Origin of the sequence: Polymorphum gilvum SL003B-26A1 (assembly GCF_000192745.1) — a bacterium.
Lineage (GTDB): Bacteria > Pseudomonadota > Alphaproteobacteria > Rhizobiales > Stappiaceae > Polymorphum > Polymorphum gilvum.
Map to the genome: position 1 here is coordinate 3,746,049 of NC_015259.1, position 20,049 is coordinate 3,766,097.

The following is a 20,049-nucleotide window of genomic DNA, read 5'->3' on the forward strand; positions in this document are numbered from 1 at the left end:
CAGCGATGGCAGACATTGCGACGCCGCCGTTCGTGCTCGCCGAAGCGGCCTTGAGGCGGTTCGAGGACGCCGGCTATACGCGGGTCGCCCCCCCGATTCTCCAGCCGGCCGACATCTTCCTCGATCTGACCGGCGAGGACATACGCCGCCGCCTGTTCCTGACGAACGGCTCGGACGGACCGGACCTGTGCCTGCGGCCGGACTTCACCATTCCCGTGTGCCGGCAACACCTGGAAACCGGCCCGGCCGGCAGGCAGGCCGCCTATTGCTATGCCGGACCCGTGTTCCGCCAGCGCCCCGGCGCCCTCGGCGAGATCCCGCAGATCGGGGCGGAAAGCATCGGGAGAAGCGACCACGAAGCCGCGGATGCCGGCATCCTCGCCCTGGCCGTCGCAGCGCTCGACGATTTCGGCATCGGCGACGTGACGATCCGGATCGGCGACGAGACGCTGTTCACCGCCATTCTGTCCGGCTTAGACCTGCCGCTCGCATGGCAGCGACGCCTGCGGGACCTGTTCGGCGAGACCGACAAGCTGGCTGCGGCAGTCGCCCGCATGGCCGGCGAAGGCGGCAGCGAGGACGACGGCCGCGGCGTTCGCCTCGGCTTCCTTGCCGCACTCGAAGGCGCCGATCCCGACGCGGCGCAGGCGGTGGTCGAAGACCTGTTGTCGATCGCCGGCATCTCGGCGGTCGGCGGCCGCACGGCGAGCGAGATCGCCGAGCGGTTCCTCGAGCAGGCGGCGCTGGCGAGCGGGTCCGGCGCCCATCGCGATGCGGCCGACATTCTCCGGCGCTATCTGTCGATCAGCGGCGCTCCGGATGCGGCCCTCGCGGATCTCGACGGGTTTGTCCGCGCCAGCGGCATCGACCTGACGGGTCCGATCGATGCCTTCCGCAGGCGGCTCGAGGCGATCGAAGCGCAGGGAATCGCAACCGCCCGGATGACGTTCGAGGCGAGCTTCGGCCGCAGGCTGGACTACTACACCGGCTTCGTGTTCGAGATCCACGCTGCGCGCAGTCCGGTCCCGGGACAGATCGTCGGCGGGGGCCGCTACGACCGGCTCGTCAAGCTGCTGGGAGCGGAGACCGAAGTGCCGGCCGTCGGTTTCTCCATGTGGCTCGACCGCATAGGCGCCCTTTCGGGGACACACGTATGACCAGGCTGACCATCGCCATTCCGTCCAAGGGACGACTGCAGGAGAACACCCACGATTTCTTCGGACGTGCCGGCCTGAAGATCCAGCAGCCGGGCGGCTCTCGCGACTACCGCGGCACGATCAAGGGCCTCGACGACGTCGAGATTGCCTTCCTGTCGGCGTCGGAGATCGCGCGGGAACTGGCTGAAGGCAGCGTCCATTTCGGCATCACCGGTCTGGACCTTGTCCACGAGACGATCGCCGATCCGGACCGCTCCGTGCACATCGTCACGCCTCTCGGCTTCGGCCCGGCGGATGTGGTCGTCGCGCTGCCCAAGGCCTGGATCGACGTCGAGACCATGGCCGACCTCGGCGACGTCGCCTCCGATTTCCGCAACCGGCACGGCCGGCGCCTGCGGGTGGCGACGAAATACGTCCATCTGACGCGGGCGTTCTTTGCCCGCCACGGCATTGCCGACTATCGCATCGTCGAGAGCGCCGGAGCCACGGAAGGCGCTCCGGCAGCCGGTTCGGCCGAACTCATCGTCGACATCACAACCACCGGCTCCACGCTGGAAGCCAACAATCTCAAGGTGCTCCGCGACGGCGTGATCCTGAAAAGCCAGGCGCACCTGGTTGCCTCGCTCAGCGCCGACTGGAGCGTCACGGCCCTTGCCGCGGCACGCACGATCCTGGACCGGGTCGCCGCGGAGGAAACCGCCCGCGGCATGCGGCTCGTGCGCGCCGTGGTCGCCGATCCGGCAAAAGCCTTCGCGGAAGCGGCCCGCCTCGGCGCTGAGCTGCCCTATGGGACACCAGCGGCGGGCGCCGCCCTGTGCCTGTTGTGCCCGAAGGACGCGGTGCCGGATTGCGCCTCCCTGCTGATCGCCCACGGCGCGGAGACCGCGAGCGTCGAGACGCCCGACTACATCTTCCGCCGGACGAATCCCCTTTTCGATCCCCTCGCGGCGAAGGTGGACGGCCGGTAGCACCGGCCGCCAGGCATCAGCAGGCTCGGTTGGCCGACCTGAGGCAAAAAAAGACCGCCCCGGGGTCTAGGGCGGCCGTGAAGTTACGGACGACCCCGGCCTTTGTGGGGCAGCCGGCGTCAACCGAGCAAGAGCCGACCATCCTTTGACGATGGTGCGACAGCATCTTTACGCATCCACCGCCACCGCGGATCACGGACGGCGGAAGGCCTGGCGCTCCGCCTCCACCACCGGCCGCACGCAGCAACCGTCCAGATGGTCGTTGACCAGCCCCATGGCCTGCATGAAGGCATAGACCGTCGTCGGCCCGACGAAGCTCCAGCCGCGCTTCTTCAGGTCCTTCGATAAGGCGACGCTGGTGGGCGAGGTCGACATCGCACGCAAGGTGGCACGGTCAAAGCGGTCCGGACGCTCTCCGGTATCGGGCTCGAACCGCCAGAAGTAAGCGGCAAGCGATCCGAATTCGTCCGCGAGATCGCACGCGCGGCGCGCGTTGTTGATGGTCGAGACGATCTTGCCCCGATGGCGCACGATGCCGGGATCGGCAAGGCAGCGCCCGACCTCCGCATCACCGAAACGGGCGATCTGTTCGAAGTCGAAACCGGCAAAGGCCGCCCTGAAATTCTCGCGCTTGCGCAGGATGGTCAGCCACGACAAGCCGGACTGGAACCCCTCGAGGCAAATCTTCTCGAACAGGCGCCGGTCGTCGGAGACCGGCCTGCCCCATTCAAGATCGTGATAGGCCTGATAGTCCTCCAGGCCACCGTGCCACCAGCAGCGCCGCCTGCCATCGGCGCCTTCGATCAAGCCGGCGTCGTCCATACCACCTCCTGAAAGTGTTCTCTTTTTGTTCCTATCAGATATTATCGCTTGCCGCCAGCACAAAGGCCGCCCGGAAGGGCGGCCAGCGATGGAAACGCGCGTTGCCCCTGAGCCGGGATACCTACCGTGCGGTCAGGCGAACAGGGCGTCGATGTCGTCCTGGGTGGCGACGTCGGTGTCGGTCTTCAGCGACGGACCGTTCAGCAGGGCCGCGTCGCCCTCCGCACGGGCGCGCATTTCGACCTCGATTTCGGTGAAGGTCTCGATGCCGCCCCAGATCTCCATCATGTCGATGATGCGTTCCTCGATGAACCGCAACGTGCCAACGACCTTGGTGATGCGCTGACCGGTGAGATCCTGGAAGTTGCAGGCTTCGAAAATCTGGATCACGCGCTCCTGGATGTCCTGGGCCAGTTCGCGGTCCTGTCCCTTGATGCGCGCCGACAGGGTGTTGGCCGTCTCGTCGATGAACTCGGCAGCCGACAGGATGGCTTCCGTTGCGCCCTCGGTGCCGTCGACGACCGCGTCGAGTTCGTTGGCGACGCGGGTCATCTCCTCGCCTTCCGAACCGGTCGTGTGATGGAGGGCGGCGATTTCCTTCTTGGTCCGGTTGATCGCCTCGTAGATCGAATCGAGTTCGGCCTTCAGCCTGGAGGCTTCACTGAGTTCGCGCCGGAACTCCTGCAGAACCTGATCGCTCATCGACTTGGCGTCGGGGCCGCCGGAAACGATCGATCTCAGGGCGGCGATTTCCGCCATCAACTCACGGTGCCGTTGCTCTTCGCGGGTTTCTACAGGTCCGCCAGCGCCCAAGCTTTCGCGGAACAGGCTTTCAGCCCGAAATGCACGCCTCACCGCAGCCATACCCACTCCCGTCCTCTTCAGCCAGTGCCCGTCGTGGTTCCCCAACGCGCTCCTCTTTTTAGAGACGGAAGTTTAAAGAAATGTTCCCTGAGGACGTCCTGTAGCGATTTCCGGCCAGTTTTCAGCATATTGGGGTGATTTCAGCGTCCTCAAGAGATACAGTCGCGCTCGCCGTCCAGCGGCCCAACGGCTGCCTTCCTTCGCGGATCCGATGCCGAGTTGACCAACGCCCGATGCGCCGACTGCTACTCCTTGCATTGCTTCTGATCACGGTCGCGCCGGCCAGGTCTCTGGCCGCATCGGACACGTTCTCGACGGAAGAACTCATGGCCGGTTTCGTCAACACGGTTTTCGGTCTGGAATACCGCTCATGGAGCTGGCAACCGTATCTGGTGAAGAAATACACCCGGCCGGTCCGCTTCCAGGTCCATAACCTGGCACGCCGAAACCGCACGGCAACGGTGGAGGCCTTCGTCCGCGAGATCGACCGCAAGATCCACGGACTGTCGGCCTCGATGGCGGCAACGCCGGAGGAGGCCAACTTCCACGTCTTCGTCGTCGACCGGTCCCAATATGTCGATGTCGTGCGCCGGGACATCTATCGCGACATGACCGCAACGGCGCCCGGCCGATGCCTGGTGCGGGTGGAATCCGGGCGCCGGGGCATCACCCGCTCGTCGGCGGTGATCGTTTCCGACGAGGGCGAATTTCTGTTCAACCGCTGCCTGGTCGAAGAGATCCTGCAGGGGCTCGGTCCCATGAACGACGACCCCAGCCTGGCCCATTCCGTCTTCAACGACTATTCGCGACACAGCCGGTTCACCGCCTTCGACCAGTTCCTGCTGAACATGCTCTACGATCCGCGCGTGAAACCGGGCATGAACCGGCCGCAGATGGAAGAGATCCTGCCCGTGATCGTGCGCGACGTACGACGGCGGCTGAATTAACCACGAAAGCGACGAAATCGAAGACGGATCAACCGGCTCGGCGGACCGTTCGCGGACGCGCGGTGCTGCTGCAGCCGACCGGTAACCCTGTTTGGAAACGGCTTGCTAACCCTGCCGGCAGATTGCTGGACGGGTTACCGTCCGATTCACCATTCCCATCGTCAATTTTCCTAAAATCGGATCGATCGCTGCCGCAGCCAGCTCCCGGTCCCGGTGCTTGACCGGGGCACCAGGCCGCGGCGGTTCCCGGTTTCAAGACGATTGGTAGAGGGTACCGTCGATGAAACGCATTGCCTCGCTTGTCCTGGCCGCCGTGCTGAGCGCCGTTTCGGCCGGCGCGAATGCCGGCACCTCCGGAAGGGCGTCGCCGCCGCCGCTCGTTCTGAGCCCCAATCTGGCCGAACCGTGGGTGCTGCAGTTGCAGCCGCGTCGACAGCGGGGAACCGAAATGCCCGCGCAAGGCGCCGTCATGCCGCGCCTGTTCCGCCCGTCCCAGCCGGTCCAGTCGCAGATCGCGCATGCCCAGCCGGCGCGCACCCAGACGCCGCGGCACAGGCAGATCGCACCGCAGTACCTGCCGACGATCGTCGACTACGACGGGCCGCACGCGCCCGGAACGATCGTGGTCGACACGAACGCCCGCTACCTTTACCTCGTCCAGCGCGGGGGCACGGCGCGCCGCTACGGCATCGGCGTCGGACGCCCCGGCTTCGAATGGGCGGGAACCCACACGGTCACCCGCAAGGCGGAATGGCCGGACTGGCGCCCACCGTCGGAGATGCGCCAACGCCAGCCCGACCTGCCGGAATTCATGCCCGGCGGGCCGCAGAACCCGCTCGGCGCGCGGGCGCTCTATCTCGGCTCGACGCTGTACCGCATCCACGGCTCCAACGAGCCCTGGACGATCGGACATGCCGTGTCGTCCGGCTGCATCCGCATGCGCAACGAGGACGTGACCGACCTGTATCAACGGGTCGGCGTCGGCACCAAGGTGCACGTCATCTGATCCCGAACGCGTCGTCGCGGCCGAGGCTTGACCTTCCCCCTGCTGGAAGGATGAGAGTCCGTCTGCCGCAAGACAGTGCCCGGAAGCGATCATGATGCCGAAACCACAGCCCTCCGTCCGGATCCTGGCCGCAGCCGTCGTCATCGGCGTTGCCGGCGCCGGGGCCTACGGCTGGCTCGGCAGGGCCGGCGACGTGCCAATACCGCCGAAGGTCTCCGCGCTCCGAACCGACACGACGGGAACGGGACAGGCGGCGTTCGACACCTATTGCGCCGAATGTCACGGCACCAAGGGAACCGGGACGGCGAACGGGCCGCCTCTCGTTCACAAGATCTACGAGCCTTCCCATCACGCAGACGGTACCTTCGTTCTGGCCGTCCGCCGCGGGGTGCGGGCCCATCACTGGGGCTTCGGCGACATGCCGCCGGTGGAGGATGTCGGCGACGGCGAGATCGCCGCGATCATCGACTTCATCCGGGCCGAGCAACGGCGGAACGGGATCTTCTGAGCCCTCCTGTCCTTAATCCGGGATCGGGTCTAGCCGTTTGCGGCGGATTCCTGCGCGGCGGCCATGGCGCTCTCGCCCAGAGCCTCCGGCACCGGACCGCCGTAGGCCCAGTCGAGCAGTTCGGCGGTGTGCACGATCGGGATTCGCGTGCCCTGGCCGATCTGCGTCATGCAGCCGATGTTGCCGGTGGCGATCAGATCCGGCCGGGTCTTCTCGATGTTGGCGACCTTGCGGTCGCGCAGCCGTGTCGCGATCTCCGGCTGGAGGATGTTGTAGGTGCCGGCCGAACCGCAGCACAGATGCCCCTCCGGCACATCCTTGACGACGAAACCCGCGGCCTTGAGGAGGTCCTTCGGCTGGCGGGTGATCTTCTGGCCGTGCTGCATCGAGCAGGCGGAGTGGTAGGCGACGGTCAGCGCGGCCGAGCGCTGCGGCGTGCCAAGCTCGACCCCGGCCAGGAACTCGGTGACGTCCCTGGCGAGCGCGGAAACCCTTGCGGCCTTCTCCGCATAGAGAGGATCCTCACGCAGCATGAAGCCGTAATCCTTGATGGTGGTGCCGCAGCCCGACGCCGTGATCAGGATGGCGTCCAGTCCGTCTCCGTCCGCTTCGCGGGTCCAGACGTCGACGTTGCGCCGGGCGTTGTCGAGCGCCGCCTCCTCGCGGCCCATATGGTGCACGAGCGCACCGCAGCAGCCTTCGCCCTTCGGTAGCACCACGTCATAGCCCGCCCGCCGCAGCAGGCGGATGGTTGCTTCGTTGATCGACGGCGCCAGAACCGGTTGTGCGCAACCGGACAGCAGGGCAACCCGTCCTTTCCGGTGCATCGTTTGCGCGGCAAACGTGCCCGGCCCCTCGAAACGCGAGCGCGTCGGGGCCTTGGCCGGGGCGAGTTCGAGCATCGCGCCGAGCCTGGCCAGGGGACCGCCCATCGCCTTGAACACTCCTGCCAAGGGACGGCCGAGGGTCGCTCCGACCAGCGCCAGGCGGAAGCGCCTGGGATAGGGCAGCACCATGGCGAGCATGCCGCGGATCAGGCGGTCCGCCAGCGTCCGACGATAGGTTTTCTCGATATGGACACGGGCGTGATCGACCAGATGCATGTAATGCACGCCCGAGGGACACGTTGTCATGCAGGACAGGCAAGACAGGCAGCGGTCGATGTGCTTGACGATGCGCGCATCGGCCGGCCTGTCGTTCTCCAGCATGTCCTTGATCAGGTAGATCCGGCCGCGCGGGCTGTCGAGTTCGTCGCCAAGCAGCGCGAAGGTGGGACATGTCGCCGTGCAGAAGCCGCAGTGGACGCATTTGCGCAGGATCTTTTCCGACTCCGCAACATGGGCGTCACGCAGTTGCTCGGGTGTGAAGTTCGTTTGCATGCGGCCACAGGTCCGGGTTCGGGAGGATCAGAACAGCCAGGTTTGCGGATCGGCGATCGGTTGCTGCCGTGAGGCTGCCTGCAGCCCCTTCACGCAGCGCACGATGACCCAGATCGCAACCAGAATCATGAGCACGAAGCCGATACCGATGAAGGCGAGTACCAGACAGACGAGCCCGTAGAGCAGCGCGATCCAGAAAGTGCGGATCTGGAACGTATAGTGGCTGGTGGTCCAGCCCTGGCTGCGACCCCGGTTCAGATAGGCGAAGACGAGACCGATCAGACTGGTGAACCCGATCACGAAGCCGACCAGATAAAGGATGTAAATGAGGGTGACGTTCCGGCCGCCCGGCTCGACGAAGCCGGCCATGTCGGTGTCTTGGTGCATGCTCATGGCAGAAATCCTTCGCTTTAAACCAATAAACGCGCGCCAACCGACGCAGGCCCCTAAAGATCAACGCGCATGCGGCCCGGATTCAAGACCCCATGGGGATCGAACTGCGCCTTGAGGCGCGCCGCGAGAGCGGCCAGCGGCGCCGGCTGAGGCTGTAACGGCGGCGCGGAGACACGGCTGGAAGCGCTGGCGCGCACCAGCGTCGCATGGCCGCCGCCACAATCGGCGATCGCCGCCCGGATCGGCACGTCGTGCAGTTCGCCGTCCAGATTGTGCAGCCAGACCAGACCGCCGCTCCAGTCATAGAACGCCTCGACCGGCATCTCACGTTCGAGCCTGTCGACGACTTCGGCACCGCGCGTCGGCGGCACGGACAGCCGCCAGACCGGAGTGCGCGCACCCGCGAACGGCAGACAATCGCGCACCGCGCTCCAGATCGCCCGGGAGGCGTCGTGCTCGACGCGCTCGGCAATTCCGAACGGGGCGAGCAGGCCGCCAAGCGCGCGGAAGCGATAGTCGACCGACGGGCCGAACCCTTCCAGACGCAGCAGGGTGACCGGTCCCGGGCGATCCTGCCCGGCAAGTCCAAGCCGCTGGAACAAGCCTTCGGGAAGATGAGCGGCGGCGGAAACCTCCGCCGAAGAGCCCATCGCCGCGCACATGGCCCTGACGGCATCCCGGTCGGACAGGCCCGGAAGCAGGAATGTGGCGCTGGTTTCGCTGCGCGGATTGACCTTGAGCGTGACCGTGGTCGCGACGGCAAGCGTGCCCCAAGAGCCGCACAGTACGCGCGGCAGGTCGTAGCCGGTGACGTTCTTCACGACCCGTCCGCCCGCCTTGAAGATCTCGCCGCGGCCGGACACGGCTTCCATGCCGAGGATGTGGTCACGCGCGGCGCCGGCCTTGATCCGGCGCGGCCCGGCGAGGTTGCCGGCAAGAACGCCTCCGATCGTGCCCCGGCCCGGCTCCTGGCCGAGCAGCGGACCGTAGTCCATCGGCTCGAACGACAGTTCCTGGTTGTGCGCGGCGACGAGCGCCTCGACATCGGCGATCGGCGTGCCGGCCCTGGCGGTCAGAACCAGTTCGGCCGGCTCGTAAACCTCGACGCCAGCGAGATCCGACAGGTCGAGAACATGGGCGGCCTGCACCGGGCGCCCGAGCGCACGCTTGGACCCTTGACCAAGGATCTCGAGCGGCGTCTCCTCGGCTGCCGCCCAGCGCAGGACGTCGCGCGTCTCGTCGGTCGACTGCGGCTTGAAGGTCGAATTCATGGGGCGCCTCAAAAACGCGGAATATCCGGGAAAGGCAACTGGCCCTTGTGCACGTGCATCCGGCCGAGCTCCGCGCAGCGATGCAGCACCGGGAAGACCTTGCCCGGGTTGAGCAGCTGCTTTTCGTCGAAGGCGCACTTGACCCGCTGCTGCTGCCTGAGATCCTCGTCGGAGAACATCTCCGTCATCAGATCGCGCTTTTCGATGCCGACGCCGTGCTCGCCGGTCAGCACGCCGCCGACTTCAACGCACAGGCGCAGGATATCGGCGCCGAAGGCTTCGGCCGCCTCCAGTTCGCCAGGCCTGTTGGCGTCGTAGAGGATCAGCGGGTGCAGGTTGCCGTCGCCGGCATGGAAGACATTCGCGACCCGCAAGCCGTGTCTTTCGGACAGGTCGCGCATGCGCGCGAGCACGCGCGGCAGTTCCCGGCGCGGGATGGTGCCATCCATGCACAGGTAGTCGGGCGAAATGCGGCCGACCGCCGGGAACGCAGCCTTGCGGCCGGCCCAGAAGGCCAGCCGTTCGTCTTCGGTGGTCGAGGTGCGCAAGTAGCCGGCGTTGTTGGCGCGTGCGATCTCCTCGACGCGGGCGAGCAGATAGTCGACCTCGGCCTCCGGGCCGTCCAGCTCGACGATCAACAGGGCTTCGGCGTCGCGGGGATAGCCGGCGTTGACGAAATCCTCGGCGGCGTGGATCGCGGGCTTGTCCATCATTTCCATGCCGCCCGGAATGATGCCCGCGCCGATGATGTCGGCCACGCACCGCCCACCGTCCTCGCTGGACGGGAAGCCGATCAGCACCGCGCGTGCCGTCTCAGGCTTCTGCAGGATACGGACAGTGACCTCGGTAACGACGCCGAGCAGCCCTTCCGAACCGGTCATCAGGGCGAGCAGGTCATACCCCTCGCTGTCGAGGTGCTTGCCGCCCAGGCGAATGACCTCGCCGGTCATCAGCACCATCTCCAGGCCGAGAACGTTGTTCGTGGTCAGGCCGTATTTGAGGCAGTGCACACCGCCGGAGTTTTCCGCGATGTTGCCGCCGATGGAACAGGCGATCTGCGACGACGGATCAGGCGCGTAGTAAAAGCCCTCGTGCTCGACCGCCCGGGTGATGCCGAGGTTGGTCACGCCCGGCTGCACGACGGCGGCACGGTTGGCGAAGTCGATATCGAGAACGCGGTTGAACTTCATCATCGACATCAGCACGCCGTCGGCGAGAGGCAGGGCGCCGCCCGACAGCGACGTTCCCGCCCCGCGCGGCACCACCTTGATTGCATTGTCGTAGCAGTAGCGCAGGATGCGGGCGACCTGGTCGACCGTCTCGGGCAGAACGACGATAAGCGGCATCTGGCGATAGGCGGTGAGCCCGTCGGTTTCGTAGGGACGCATCTCGATCTCGTCGGCGATCACGCCCTCTCCGGGAACAATGGCCTTCAAGGCGGTGACGATCTCGTCGCGCCGGGCGATCACGGTCGCATCCGGAACGGGCATCGCAATCCCAGCCATGATCTCTCCCTTTCCATTTCAGCAAGAAATGTGATCCACTCTTGCCGTCGATCGCGTAAATCGAGCGTGCTGATCGATTTGCCTGCGACCGGTTTCAAGCACTCTGCCAAGAAGCCGACCAAAACGGAACATTGGGGCTGCTACTAGAACTGTTTCCGATCGGGACAAAATGAGCAATCTCACGGATATGGAAATTTTCGCCCGTGTCGTCAGCGCCGGCAGCATGTCCGCGGCGGGACGGGAGATGGCTCTGTCGCCGGCCGTCGTGTCGAAACGGATCCGCCGACTGGAGGATCGGCTCGGAACACGCCTGCTGCAACGTACGACCCGCCAGATCGCGATGACAGAGGCCGGGCAGGGCTTCTACGAACGGGTGGTTGCCATCCTAGCTTCCGTCGAAGAAGCCGAATCCTTCGTCACCCGCGGCTCGGCCCAGGCGCGCGGCACCTTGAAGGTCACCGCGCCGACGTCGTTCGGACGCCTGCACATCGCGCCCTACCTCGGACGCTTCCTGGAGGACAACCCCGATCTCGCGGTCAACCTCGACCTTGCCGACGATTTCGTCGACATCGTCGGGGAAGGCTACGATCTCGCCATCCGGATCGCCGAACTGTCGGATTCCAGCCTGGTGGCCCGGCGCCTCGCGCCGGTGCACCGCATCCTGTGCGCCGCGCCATCCTATCTTTCGCGCTACGGCGAGCCGCGCTCCATCGAGGACCTGCAGGAGAACCATGTCTGCATCGCGGCCGCCGCGCAGGATCCGTGGCGGCTGATGGGACCGCGCGGCATCGAGATCGTGCGCACAGGAGCGCCGGTGCGCACCAACTCCAGCGAGGTCGTCCGCGAGGCCCTGCTGGCCGGTGTCGGCGTCGCCCTGCGCTCGACCTGGGACATCGGACCGGAACTGCGCGACGGCAAGCTGCGCATCGTTTTGCCGCAATACCGCGCCTCCAAGGACGTTGGTCTGCACGCAGTGTATCCCAGCCGCCGCTTCCTGCCGGCGAAGGTCCGCGTGTTCATCGACTTCCTCGCGCAACTCTACGGTCCGTCGCCCTACTGGGACGCCGGCCTGGACGCCTGGCTTGCGGAACCAAACGTGGTCGAGATCGGTTGAATTCGCAGGTTGCTCGCATCCGGACGCTGCGACATAGTGCCCGGACACAGCAAAAAGGTCGTAGGATCTGCATCTCGGTCTTGTCGGATCGGCCTTGTCGGGCCAATTTGCGCCCATGCTAGCCGGATAGCGTTTTTTTGGAGGGAGAGAGAAATGAAGAATGTCACGGTCCTTGCCAGCGTGGCGTTTCTTGCGCTGACCGCGACGGCCTTCGCCGACGGCGACGCGGCAAAGGGCGAAAAGGTCTTCAAGAAGTGCCAGGCCTGCCACGATGTCGGCGCCAACGCGAAGAACAAGGTCGGACCGGAATTGAACGGCATCGTCGGCCGCAAGATCGCGTCGATTGAAGGCTTCAAGTATTCCCCGGCCATGATCGAGTTCGGCGCGGGCGACAAGGTCTGGGACGAAGCGACGCTCACCACCTACCTGCACAACCCGAAGGAAGCGATCCCGAAGAACAAGATGGCCTTCGTCGGTCTGAAGAAGGACGACGACCTGTCGGACGTCATCGCCTACCTGAGCCAGTTCAACGAAGACGGTTCGGCGAAGTAAGGCTCGGACTCATGACGTATGAAAGGCCGGGACATGGTGCCCGGCCTTTCCCGTTTCGGAGTTCGAATCGGGCGTTTCGGGGCAGCCAGACACGGGCGTGAGACGGCTTGCCGTTCAGTGCCCGTCGTCGCCTTCCGCATGATGGGCCCGGATGCGCCGGATGGTATGCCAGATCACCAGCAGAACTACCGGCACGGACACCCCTGTAGCCACGGCAGGCTCGAGCATCGGCAGGCCAGCATCCTTCGCCGCCTTGGCAAGATAGCCGATCAGACCGACGATGTAGTAGCTGATCGCGGCGACCGAGAGGCCCTCGACCGTCTGTTGCAGGCGCAGTTGCAGGCGCGCCCGCCGGTTCATGGATTCCAGCAGATTGCGGTTCTGCTGTTCGAGGTCGACGTCGACGCGGGTGCGCAGCAGCGTCGTCGCGCGTGCAAGCTTGCGCGACAGGTTGGCCTGCCGGTCCTCCATCGCCTGACACGTGCGCATGGCCGGAGCGAGGCGGCGCGTCAGGAAAGCAGACATGCCCATGTGGCCGGGCAACGGACTTTCAGCAATCGCCTGGAGCCTCGCCTTGACGATTTCGTAGTACGCCCGACTCGCCCCGAACCTGTAGGCGCTGGCAGCCGCGCCGGCCTCCAGATCGGCGGCCAGACTGGACAGCTTCTCAAGCAGCGCCCGGTTCGGCTCCAGGCCGGAGGTATCCTGGATATGGGCCGTGATCTCGACCAGGTCGCGTTCGATCCTGCCGATCTCCGGTGCAAGACGGATGGCGACCGGAAGCCCGAGCAAGGCAAGCGTTCGGTAGGTCTCGATTTCGAGCAGGCGCTGCACGAAGGCACCCGCCTGGTTCTCGTTCATCGAACGGTTGAGCACCAGGATGCGGGTCATGCCGTCGCCGTCCTGGCGGAAGTCGGTCGCCGCGATCGCGGCCTCCCCATCCGCCTGGAAGGCCGACAGGCTGGCCGGGTCGAAATGGCGTTCCACGACCTGAAGATCGTCGGCGCCCGAGGGCAGAAGATCGAGACGCACCGCCGACAGCAGCGGACCGGGCGCCCGGAACCCCGAGCCGAACGGATGCGAGCCCGGAACGCCGCCGAAAGGCGCCATGGCTGCCGCCGGCCCATCCCATGTGTAGGTGATGAATTCCGCATGCTGTTCCCAGCGCAGGAGGCCGGCGCCGAACGCAAACGCATGCGAGCGCATGCCCTCGTCCGGACTCGGTCCGCCCTGGCTGGCGCAGCGTTCGGCCAGCCAAAGCCGATCCGCCCGCGCCTGTTCGGCATCGCAGGTGAACGCATAGTGCAGGACGATGCGCGGTGTCGCGACCGGCCGAAACGGCCGCGCGTGAATTTCGCCCAGCACGAAGGGCCGCAACGTGTGCGGCTCGAAGGCCGGCAGGCGCCCGTCCGGCAAGGCCGGGGCGTCGGTAGCTGGTGGAGAAATGCTGTCGTTCGCGTCCATGGCTTCACCATTGCCCGAGACCCCGGACTTGTCATCATGCAAAAAGGCCGCAAGCACCAACGTCGCAAGCTTGCCCGGTTTCCGGGGCACCCGGCCGTGGTGTGCCTGCGCGGCGAAGCGCGCATGACACGTCATTTCGCTTGCAACTGGACAATTTTCTTGACCATTTATCTTCATGCCCTCATGTGTCCGTGCGTGCCATGGTCCGCGGCGCCGATCGGGGTACGAGAGTGAGCGAACGGGTTCATGTTCGAGAAGATCCGGCATATGCGCACTGCAGACGCGGTCGTGCAGCAGATCGAGGAACTGATCCTGCACGGGATCCTGCGTCCGGGCGACCGGCTGCCGCCGGAACGCGAGCTGGTGACGCTGGTCGACGTGTCGCGTCCAATCCTGCGGGCTGCCTTGAAAACGCTCGAAGACAGGGGACTCGTGGTTAGCCGGCAGGGGGGCGGAACCTTCGTCGCCGACGTGATCGGCACCGTCTTTTCCGAGCCGATCGTCGACCTAATCGGCCGCCACGGCTCGGCGATCGAAGACTACCTGGACTTCCGGCGCGACATCGAAGGGATCGCCGCCGAGCATGCCGCCGCACGCATGACCGCGGCCGACCGCGAGATCCTGACACAGATCGTCGCCGACATGGACCGCGCTTTTTCGGACGATGACTATCCGAGCGAAGCCCGGCTCGACGTCGACTTCCACCAGGCCGTCGGCGAGGCGGCACATAATATCGTGCTGCTGCATACCTTGAGGGCCTGCTATCGCCTGCTGGAGAACGGCGTCTTCTTCAACCGGACGAAACTCTACAGTCGTCCGGACGCACGCCGGTGCCTGCTCGACCAGCATCGTGAGATCCTGGATCATCTCTGTGCCGGAGACGGCGCAGGAGCCCGGCGCGCGGCGGAAGCGCACATCGACTTCGTACGCGAAGCACTGAAGGCCTCCGAACGTTCCGGTTTTCGGGACGAGGTGGCCGAGCTGCGTCTGCAGCAAAGACTGGATACCCAGGGCAAACGGCGAAAAGCCGAGGCCCAGCACAAGAGCAAGGCAGAGACACCGCAATGACAGCTTCCCCAGCGGACGGCCTCCGGGTCGGCCTTTTCGTCACCTGTCTCGTCGACCTGTTCCGCCCGAGCGTCGGCTTCGCCGCGGTAAAGTTGCTGGAGGACGCCGGCTGCAGCGTCGAAGTGCCGGCGGCGCAGACATGCTGCGGCCAGCCTGCCTTCAACTCCGGCGACCGAGCGGACGCACGTGCCATCGCCGAGGGCGTGATCCGGGCGTTCGAGGGCTACGACTATGTCGTCGCCCCGTCAGGCTCCTGCGGCGGCATGCTCAAGAAGCACTATGTCGAACTGTTCGATGCGAACGACCCCTGGGCCGGCCGTGCCGAAGCCTTTTCCGCCAAGGTGTTCGAACTCGTCAGTTTTCTGACGGATGTCCTGAAAGTCACCGGCGTGTCGGCCAGCCATGACGGCACGGTGACCTATCACGACAGTTGCTCGGGCTTGCGGGAACTCGGAATCAAGGCCCAGCCGCGCGCCCTGCTCGCCACGGTCAAAGGCCTGGAGTTGCGCGAGATGAAGGAGTCGGAGGTCTGCTGCGGCTTCGGCGGCACCTTCTGCGTCAAGTACCCGGACATTTCGAATTCCATCGTGTCGCGCAAAACGGCGGACATCGCGGCCACACAGGCCGAAACGCTGCTCGCCGGCGACCTCGGCTGCCTGATGAACATGTCGGGCAAGCTGAAGCGGGAGGGATCGCCGATCAAGGCACGGCACGTGGCCGAGGTGCTCGCCGGGATGACCGACACGCCGGCAATCGGCGAAAAGCGGCGCTGACGCGCTCCGGCGAGGGAGAGGAACGGCCATGCAGAGCACATCACCGCGGTTCAGGAAAAACGCCGTCGAAGCCCTGGCCGACAGCGAATTGCAGAGCGCGCTGCGCCACGTGCGCAGCAACTTCATCGAAAAGCGCGCCAAGGCGGTCGCGGCGCTGCCGGAATTCGACGCCCTGCGCGACGTCGGCCGACAGATCAAGGATCATACCCTCGCCCATCTCGACCTCTACCTGGAGGAATACGAGGCCAAGGTCACGGCGGCGGGAGGCCATGTCCACTGGGCCGAAACGGGCGCCGACGCATGCCAGATCGTTCTCGACATCTGCCGACGCGTGAACGCGCGGACGGTGACCAAGGGCAAGTCGATGGTCTCCGAGGAGATCGGCCTCAACGCCTTCCTGGAGGAGCACGCGATCGTCCCGGTCGAAACCGATCTCGGCGAATACATCATCCAGCTGCGCGGCGAGCATCCGAGCCACATCATCGCTCCAGCCGTCCATGTCACCCAGCGCCAGGTCGAGGCCGACTTCCGCCGCGTGCACACTCATCTCGATCCGGCACGCAACCTCGACGAGCCGACGACCCTGCTCGGTGAGGCCAGGGCCGTGCTGCGCGACAGGTATTTCCAGGCTGACGTCGGCATCACCGGCGCCAATTTCCTGATCGCGGAAACCGGCACGTCGGTCATCGTCACCAACGAGGGCAACGGCGACCTGACCCAGATCCTGCCCCGGGTCCACATTGTGCTTGCCTCGCTGGAAAAGGTCACGCCGACGCTGGAGGACGCGGCGCAAATCCTGAGGCTACTTGCCCGTTCGGCGACCGGACAGGACATGTCGGTCTACACGACGCTGTCGACTGGTCCGCGCCGCGCCGCCGACCCGGACGGCCCTGACGAATACCACGTCATCCTGCTCGACAACGGCCGTTCGGCCATGCTCGGCTCGGAGTATCAGGAGATGCTGCGCTGCATCCGCTGCGGCGCCTGCATGAACCACTGCCCCGTCTACCACTCGATCGGCGGCCACGCCTACGGCTGGGTCTATCCGGGACCGATGGGCGCAGTGCTGACGCCGTCGCTGATCGGCGTCGAGCAAGCCGGCCACCTGCCGAATGCCTCGACCTTCTGCGGGCGCTGCGAAGCGGTGTGCCCGATGCGCATTCCGCTGCCGAAGATGATGCGGCACTGGCGGGAACGGGAATTCGAGCGCAACCTGACGCCGGCGACGACGCGCTACGGCCTGTCGCTGTGGGCGTTCCTTGCCAAGCGGCCCGCCCTGTATCGGCTGGCGGCCAGGATCGCGGCGGGCGGGCTCGGGTGGCTTGGCGGCGGCAAGGGCGGCTTCCGCGCGCTGCCGCTGGCCGGAGGCTGGACCCGGCATCGCGACCTGCCGGCGCCGGAGGGCCGCACTTTCCAGGATCTTTGGAAGCAAAAACAACGAGATGGCGGGAGGATGCCGCAATGACCACGACCGCGCGCACGGCGATCCTAGCCAAGATCCGCGCCTCTCTGGGACGCAAGGGAAGCGATCCGGATCGCAGGGCAGCCGTCGCCGCGCGGCTCGCCGACGCGCCGCGCGGGCTCGTTCCGGCGCGGGGGCAGTTGCCGCCGGAGGATCGGGTCGAGCTGTTCGTCCGGATGGCCGAGAGCGTCCAGGCGAGCACCGAACGGTTGGCCTCAGCGGAGGCCGTGCCGGCCGCGATATCCGCCTATCTGCGGCAAAAAAACCTTCCGCACCAGATCCGTATCGGAGCGGATCCGCGCCTTGCCGAACTCGACTGGACGGCTGCGGCGGGGCTGGAGGTGACCCGTGGCCATGCGCGGGCGTCGGATCTGGTCACGGTCTCCCATGCCCTGGCCGGCGTCGCCGAAACGGGTACACTGGCGCTGGTGTCGGGAACGGACAATCCGACAACGCTCAACTTCCTGCCCGAGCACCATATCGTGGTTATCCCCGCCGCCAACATCCTCGGCGACCTGGAATCGGTCTGGGACCGGCTGAGGACGATCTACGGAAAGGGCACGATGCCGCGGACGGTGAACTTCATCACCGGCCCGTCGCGATCGGCGGATATCGAGCAGACCCTGCTGCTCGGCGCCCACGGACCGCGAGCGTTGCATATCCTCGTCGTAGGACCGGCCGTGTCAGGGACGCAATCAGGGGCGTAGCAGGCCGACCCAGGCCCTCGCCAGCGCCGCCCCGGCCACGTCCGACGCCGGAGCATGGATGCGCGCCTCGCCTTCGAAGCGATCCGCCCAGGCGGGTGTGTGCTCGGCAATCAGGTCGGCGAAGCGCTCGCTCCAGAAGCGTGCCTCGGCAAGCCCCGTCTCGAAGTGGAACTGGGTGGCATACGTCGCGCGGCCGAGGCGGAAGCCCTGGTTCTCGGTCATCGCGCTGGCGGCCAGATGGAGCGCGCCCTCGGGCAGGGTGAAGGTGTCCGAATGCCAGTGAAACAGCGGTGCGCCGTCGCCCAGGACGGAGAACAGGGGATCGTCGACGGCCGCCGGCGTCGGCGTCACCGGCCGCCAGCCGAACTCGACTGGCCGGCCGAGGATGTTCGTACCACCGAAGGCGCGGGCGATGAGCTGCGCGCCGAGGCAGATGCCGAGCACCGGACGGTCGGCGGCATGAAAGGCGCGGATGAGATCGCAGACCTTCGGCAGGAAGGGATAGCCGGCGTCGTCGAGGGCATCCTGGGCACCGCCGAAGACGACGAGACCGGCATGCTCGCCGGGACTTTCCGGTACCGGCGCACCGGCATGGGCGGAGACAACCCGGGCGGCGATGCCGGCCTCGTCAAGGGCACGTCCAACCTGGCCGAGCGGGGTTTCGGGGTAATTCTCGATGACAAGGACCTGCATTCGGATCGGCCTGCGGGCGTGAGAGAGGGACGATTCGCGGCCCGTTATTTTGATGCGCTTCGCGCACTCTGGCGAGATGGTTGTCCACCAGCGAAGGGCTCGGCGATGCCGCAGCAGCACAGGATATCCCCGCCGGGCGGGCTCCCTTCGCAGGCGCCTTATTGGTCCTCTGGCGGCGAACGCTGCCGGTGCTGCGCCCCGTGTCGATATGCCTCCTGATCTCCTGCAGGAAAGCCGCCGGAAAGCTGCCGATGAGCTGCCGGTCGTCTGCCGAAATCGCCACCGTCCCGACGCCCGCCATCCCGGGGGCCGAGCGCGCGGCACGGGACCGGCCGCGGCGGCAGTCGAGCGCGACCACCATACTTCACACAAACGAATGAGTCGATCACCAACAATCATTGGAAGTGAAGAGTCAAAGCCGGCATGGTATCTTTGCCTTCCTTGCCCGACGAGACCCTCATGGCCGTTTCCCAGACGATGGACGACACCCGCGACCCTGCCCTGTCGGCGACCGACCTCGGCCTCTACGGCCTGACGGTGTTCGCCTGGGGCTTCAGCTGGATCGCCATGAAAGGACAGGTCGACGGCGTCGCGCCGGAGGTGTCGGTGTTCTGGCGCTTTGTGCTGGCAGCCCTGGTGATGTTCGGTTGGAGCGGGGTGCGGCGGCTGTCGCTGCGTTTCGGCTGGCGCGACCACCTGCGCTTCGCCGGGCTCGGGGCGCTGCTGTTCTCGACCAACTTCACCTTCTTCTACTACGGCGCGCGCCTGCTGCCGTCCGGGCTACTGGCGGTGGTGTTCTCGCTCGCCTCGGTGCTGAACCTGTTCCTGGCCTTCCTGCTGTTCCGCCAGCGGCCGCGGCCGATGACGCTGGTCGCCGGGCTGATCGGCTTTGCCGGGATCGCGCTGATGTTCCAGCCGCAGATCATGGGGGCGCAGATCAACCTCGACGCGGCCTGGGGCCTCGCCCTGTGCGCGCTCGGCACGCTGTCCTTCTGCTTCGGCAACATGCTGTCGGCGTCCAACCAGCGCAAGGGCCTCGCGGTGACGCCGGCGACGACCTGGGGCATGGCCTATGGCGCGCTGTTCCTCGGCATGTTCGCCGGAGTGCGCGGCCAGTCCTTCGCCTTCGAGCCAACGCTCGTCTATGTCGGCAGCCTGGTCTATCTGGCGGTGATCGCCTCGGTGCTCGCCTTCGCCTCCTACCTGACGCTGCTCGGGCGCATCGGCTCGGGGCGGGCCGGCTACGTGACGGTGATCTTCCCGGTGCTGGCGCTGACCGTCTCGACGCTGTTCGAGGGCTACCAGTGGACCGCCGGCGCGCTCGCCGGCCTTGCCTTCGTGCTGGCCGGCAACGTGATGATGCTGCGCGGCCGCTGAGCCGCCGGGCGCGCGCCCG

General features: G+C 66.2%; 20 protein-coding genes. 12 read left to right on the forward strand and 8 right to left on the reverse strand.

Annotated elements, in window-relative coordinates; all coding sequences use genetic code 11:
• The first annotated feature begins 5 nt into the window (after window positions 1–5).
• Complete coding sequence (locus SL003B_RS17485) at window positions 6–1,157, forward strand: ATP phosphoribosyltransferase regulatory subunit (RefSeq protein ID WP_013654198.1); 1,152 nt, start codon at window positions 6–8, stop codon at window positions 1,155–1,157.
• Window positions 1,154–2,125, forward strand: coding sequence for an ATP phosphoribosyltransferase (gene hisG, locus SL003B_RS17490; RefSeq protein ID WP_013654199.1), 972 nt, complete (start codon window positions 1,154–1,156; stop codon window positions 2,123–2,125). Before SL003B_RS17485 ends, hisG begins: the two co-directional genes overlap by 4 nt.
• Window positions 2,126–2,317: 192 nt before the next feature.
• On the opposite strand, the gene SL003B_RS17495 is transcribed toward hisG, so the two are convergent.
• Both SL003B_RS17495 and SL003B_RS17500 read right to left on the reverse strand, forming a co-directional pair.
• Window positions 2,318–2,947, reverse strand: a complete 630-nt coding sequence (locus SL003B_RS17495) for a DNA-3-methyladenine glycosylase I (RefSeq protein ID WP_013654200.1) — start codon at window positions 2,945–2,947, stop codon at window positions 2,318–2,320.
• A 132-nt stretch (window positions 2,948–3,079) separates the two neighbouring features.
• Window positions 3,080–3,706: a protein phosphatase CheZ gene (locus SL003B_RS17500; protein ID WP_242390275.1), complete on the reverse strand. Its 627-nt coding sequence runs from the start codon at window positions 3,704–3,706 to the stop codon at window positions 3,080–3,082.
• 431 nt (window positions 3,707–4,137) lie between these two features.
• Here SL003B_RS17500 and SL003B_RS17505 point away from each other — a divergent pair, with 431 nt between their 5' ends.
• The 3 genes from SL003B_RS17505 to SL003B_RS17515 all read left to right on the forward strand — a co-directional run bounded on the left by SL003B_RS17505 (window position 4,138) and on the right by SL003B_RS17515 (window position 6,272).
• A complete protein-coding gene (locus SL003B_RS17505; protein ID WP_242390276.1) occupies window positions 4,138–4,758 on the forward strand; it encodes a DUF2927 domain-containing protein in 621 nt (206 codons plus the stop codon).
• Between the two features lie 280 nt (window positions 4,759–5,038).
• Window positions 5,039–5,764 carry a L,D-transpeptidase gene (locus SL003B_RS17510; RefSeq protein ID WP_013654203.1) on the forward strand — a complete coding sequence of 242 codons (726 nt, stop codon included), beginning with the start codon at window positions 5,039–5,041 and terminating at the stop codon, window positions 5,762–5,764.
• Window positions 5,765–5,855: 91 nt separating this feature from the next.
• Window positions 5,856–6,272 (forward strand): c-type cytochrome, encoded by a 417-nt coding sequence (locus tag SL003B_RS17515; protein WP_013654204.1) that lies wholly within the window; start codon window positions 5,856–5,858, stop codon window positions 6,270–6,272.
• A gap of 29 nt (window positions 6,273–6,301) precedes the next feature.
• On the opposite strand, the gene glcF is transcribed toward SL003B_RS17515, so the two are convergent.
• The 4 genes from glcF to SL003B_RS17535 are packed head-to-tail and all read right to left on the reverse strand — an operon-like array spanning window position 6,302 to window position 10,811.
• Window positions 6,302–7,651 (reverse strand): glycolate oxidase subunit GlcF, encoded by a 1,350-nt coding sequence (glcF, locus tag SL003B_RS17520; protein ID WP_013654205.1) that lies wholly within the window; start codon window positions 7,649–7,651, stop codon window positions 6,302–6,304.
• 27 nt (window positions 7,652–7,678) lie between these two features.
• Entirely contained in the window at window positions 7,679–8,044 is a 366-nt protein-coding gene (locus SL003B_RS17525; protein WP_013654206.1) for a DUF4870 family protein, read from the reverse strand.
• Between the two features lie 53 nt (window positions 8,045–8,097).
• Window positions 8,098–9,315: a glycolate oxidase subunit GlcE gene (gene glcE, locus SL003B_RS17530; RefSeq protein ID WP_013654207.1), complete on the reverse strand. Its 1,218-nt coding sequence runs from the start codon at window positions 9,313–9,315 to the stop codon at window positions 8,098–8,100.
• A gap of 8 nt (window positions 9,316–9,323) precedes the next feature.
• Entirely contained in the window at window positions 9,324–10,811 is a 1,488-nt protein-coding gene (locus tag SL003B_RS17535) for an FAD-linked oxidase C-terminal domain-containing protein (RefSeq protein WP_242390406.1), read from the reverse strand.
• Between the two features lie 178 nt (window positions 10,812–10,989).
• On the opposite strand from SL003B_RS17535, the gene SL003B_RS17540 reads away from it, so the two are divergent.
• Both SL003B_RS17540 and SL003B_RS17545 read left to right on the forward strand, forming a co-directional pair.
• Window positions 10,990–11,934 (forward strand): LysR family transcriptional regulator, encoded by a 945-nt coding sequence (locus tag SL003B_RS17540; protein ID WP_041375621.1) that lies wholly within the window; start codon window positions 10,990–10,992, stop codon window positions 11,932–11,934.
• A 153-nt stretch (window positions 11,935–12,087) separates the two neighbouring features.
• Window positions 12,088–12,486 (forward strand): c-type cytochrome, encoded by a 399-nt coding sequence (locus SL003B_RS17545; RefSeq protein WP_013654210.1) that lies wholly within the window; start codon window positions 12,088–12,090, stop codon window positions 12,484–12,486.
• Between the two features lie 114 nt (window positions 12,487–12,600).
• Here the strand turns inward: SL003B_RS17545 and SL003B_RS17550 are convergent, their stop codons facing one another.
• Window positions 12,601–14,217 (reverse strand): DUF3422 family protein, encoded by a 1,617-nt coding sequence (locus SL003B_RS17550; RefSeq protein WP_242390277.1) that lies wholly within the window; start codon window positions 14,215–14,217, stop codon window positions 12,601–12,603.
• On the opposite strand from SL003B_RS17550, the gene SL003B_RS17555 reads away from it, so the two are divergent.
• The 4 genes from SL003B_RS17555 to SL003B_RS17570 are packed head-to-tail and all read left to right on the forward strand — an operon-like array spanning window position 14,197 to window position 17,960.
• The gene (locus SL003B_RS17555) at window positions 14,197–15,018 is read left to right on the forward strand and encodes a FadR/GntR family transcriptional regulator (protein ID WP_013654212.1); all 822 of its coding nucleotides are present in this window, start codon (window positions 14,197–14,199) and stop codon (window positions 15,016–15,018) included. The genes SL003B_RS17550 and SL003B_RS17555 overlap by 21 nt on opposite strands.
• Window positions 15,015–15,791: a (Fe-S)-binding protein gene (locus tag SL003B_RS17560; RefSeq protein ID WP_013654213.1), complete on the forward strand. Its 777-nt coding sequence runs from the start codon at window positions 15,015–15,017 to the stop codon at window positions 15,789–15,791. Before SL003B_RS17555 ends, SL003B_RS17560 begins: the two co-directional genes overlap by 4 nt.
• Window positions 15,792–15,819: 28 nt before the next feature.
• Complete coding sequence (locus SL003B_RS17565) at window positions 15,820–17,256, forward strand: LutB/LldF family L-lactate oxidation iron-sulfur protein (protein ID WP_013654214.1); 1,437 nt, start codon at window positions 15,820–15,822, stop codon at window positions 17,254–17,256.
• A complete protein-coding gene (locus SL003B_RS17570) occupies window positions 17,253–17,960 on the forward strand; it encodes a LutC/YkgG family protein (RefSeq protein WP_013654215.1) in 708 nt (235 codons plus the stop codon). The genes SL003B_RS17565 and SL003B_RS17570 overlap by 4 nt, the downstream gene beginning before the upstream one ends.
• Here the strand turns inward: SL003B_RS17570 and SL003B_RS17575 are convergent.
• A complete protein-coding gene (locus SL003B_RS17575; RefSeq protein WP_013654216.1) occupies window positions 17,949–18,653 on the reverse strand; it encodes a type 1 glutamine amidotransferase in 705 nt (234 codons plus the stop codon). The two genes, SL003B_RS17570 and SL003B_RS17575, sit on opposite strands and share 12 nt — an antisense overlap.
• A gap of 459 nt (window positions 18,654–19,112) precedes the next feature.
• Between SL003B_RS17575 and SL003B_RS17580 the strand changes: the two genes are divergently transcribed.
• Window positions 19,113–20,030, forward strand: a complete 918-nt coding sequence (locus SL003B_RS17580; RefSeq protein ID WP_049792609.1) for a DMT family transporter — start codon at window positions 19,113–19,115, stop codon at window positions 20,028–20,030.
• The last annotated feature ends 19 nt before the right edge of the window (window positions 20,031–20,049 follow it).

Coding starts and splice junctions, on each gene's coding strand:
- SL003B_RS17580 (WP_049792609.1), top strand. CDS start 19,113: ATGGCCGTTTCCCAGACGATGGACGACACCCGCGACCCTGCCCTGTCG.
- SL003B_RS17575 (WP_013654216.1), bottom strand. CDS start 18,653: ATGCAGGTCCTTGTCATCGAGAATTACCCCGAAACCCCGCTCGGCCAG.
- SL003B_RS17500 (WP_242390275.1), bottom strand. CDS start 3,706: ATGGCGGAAATCGCCGCCCTGAGATCGATCGTTTCCGGCGGCCCCGAC.
- SL003B_RS17495 (WP_013654200.1), bottom strand. CDS start 2,947: ATGGACGACGCCGGCTTGATCGAAGGCGCCGATGGCAGGCGGCGCTGC.
- SL003B_RS17560 (WP_013654213.1), top strand. CDS start 15,015: ATGACAGCTTCCCCAGCGGACGGCCTCCGGGTCGGCCTTTTCGTCACC.
- SL003B_RS17485 (WP_013654198.1), top strand. CDS start 6: ATGGCAGACATTGCGACGCCGCCGTTCGTGCTCGCCGAAGCGGCCTTG.
- SL003B_RS17565 (WP_013654214.1), top strand. CDS start 15,820: ATGCAGAGCACATCACCGCGGTTCAGGAAAAACGCCGTCGAAGCCCTG.
- SL003B_RS17525 (WP_013654206.1), bottom strand. CDS start 8,044: ATGAGCATGCACCAAGACACCGACATGGCCGGCTTCGTCGAGCCGGGC.
- hisG (WP_013654199.1), top strand. CDS start 1,154: ATGACCAGGCTGACCATCGCCATTCCGTCCAAGGGACGACTGCAGGAG.
- SL003B_RS17510 (WP_013654203.1), top strand. CDS start 5,039: ATGAAACGCATTGCCTCGCTTGTCCTGGCCGCCGTGCTGAGCGCCGTT.
- glcE (WP_013654207.1), bottom strand. CDS start 9,315: ATGAATTCGACCTTCAAGCCGCAGTCGACCGACGAGACGCGCGACGTC.
- SL003B_RS17545 (WP_013654210.1), top strand. CDS start 12,088: ATGAAGAATGTCACGGTCCTTGCCAGCGTGGCGTTTCTTGCGCTGACC.
- SL003B_RS17515 (WP_013654204.1), top strand. CDS start 5,856: ATGATGCCGAAACCACAGCCCTCCGTCCGGATCCTGGCCGCAGCCGTC.
- glcF (WP_013654205.1), bottom strand. CDS start 7,651: ATGCAAACGAACTTCACACCCGAGCAACTGCGTGACGCCCATGTTGCG.
- SL003B_RS17555 (WP_013654212.1), top strand. CDS start 14,197: ATGTTCGAGAAGATCCGGCATATGCGCACTGCAGACGCGGTCGTGCAG.
- SL003B_RS17505 (WP_242390276.1), top strand. CDS start 4,138: ATGGCCGGTTTCGTCAACACGGTTTTCGGTCTGGAATACCGCTCATGG.
- SL003B_RS17550 (WP_242390277.1), bottom strand. CDS start 14,217: ATGCCGGATCTTCTCGAACATGAACCCGTTCGCTCACTCTCGTACCCC.
- SL003B_RS17570 (WP_013654215.1), top strand. CDS start 17,253: ATGACCACGACCGCGCGCACGGCGATCCTAGCCAAGATCCGCGCCTCT.
- SL003B_RS17540 (WP_041375621.1), top strand. CDS start 10,990: ATGAGCAATCTCACGGATATGGAAATTTTCGCCCGTGTCGTCAGCGCC.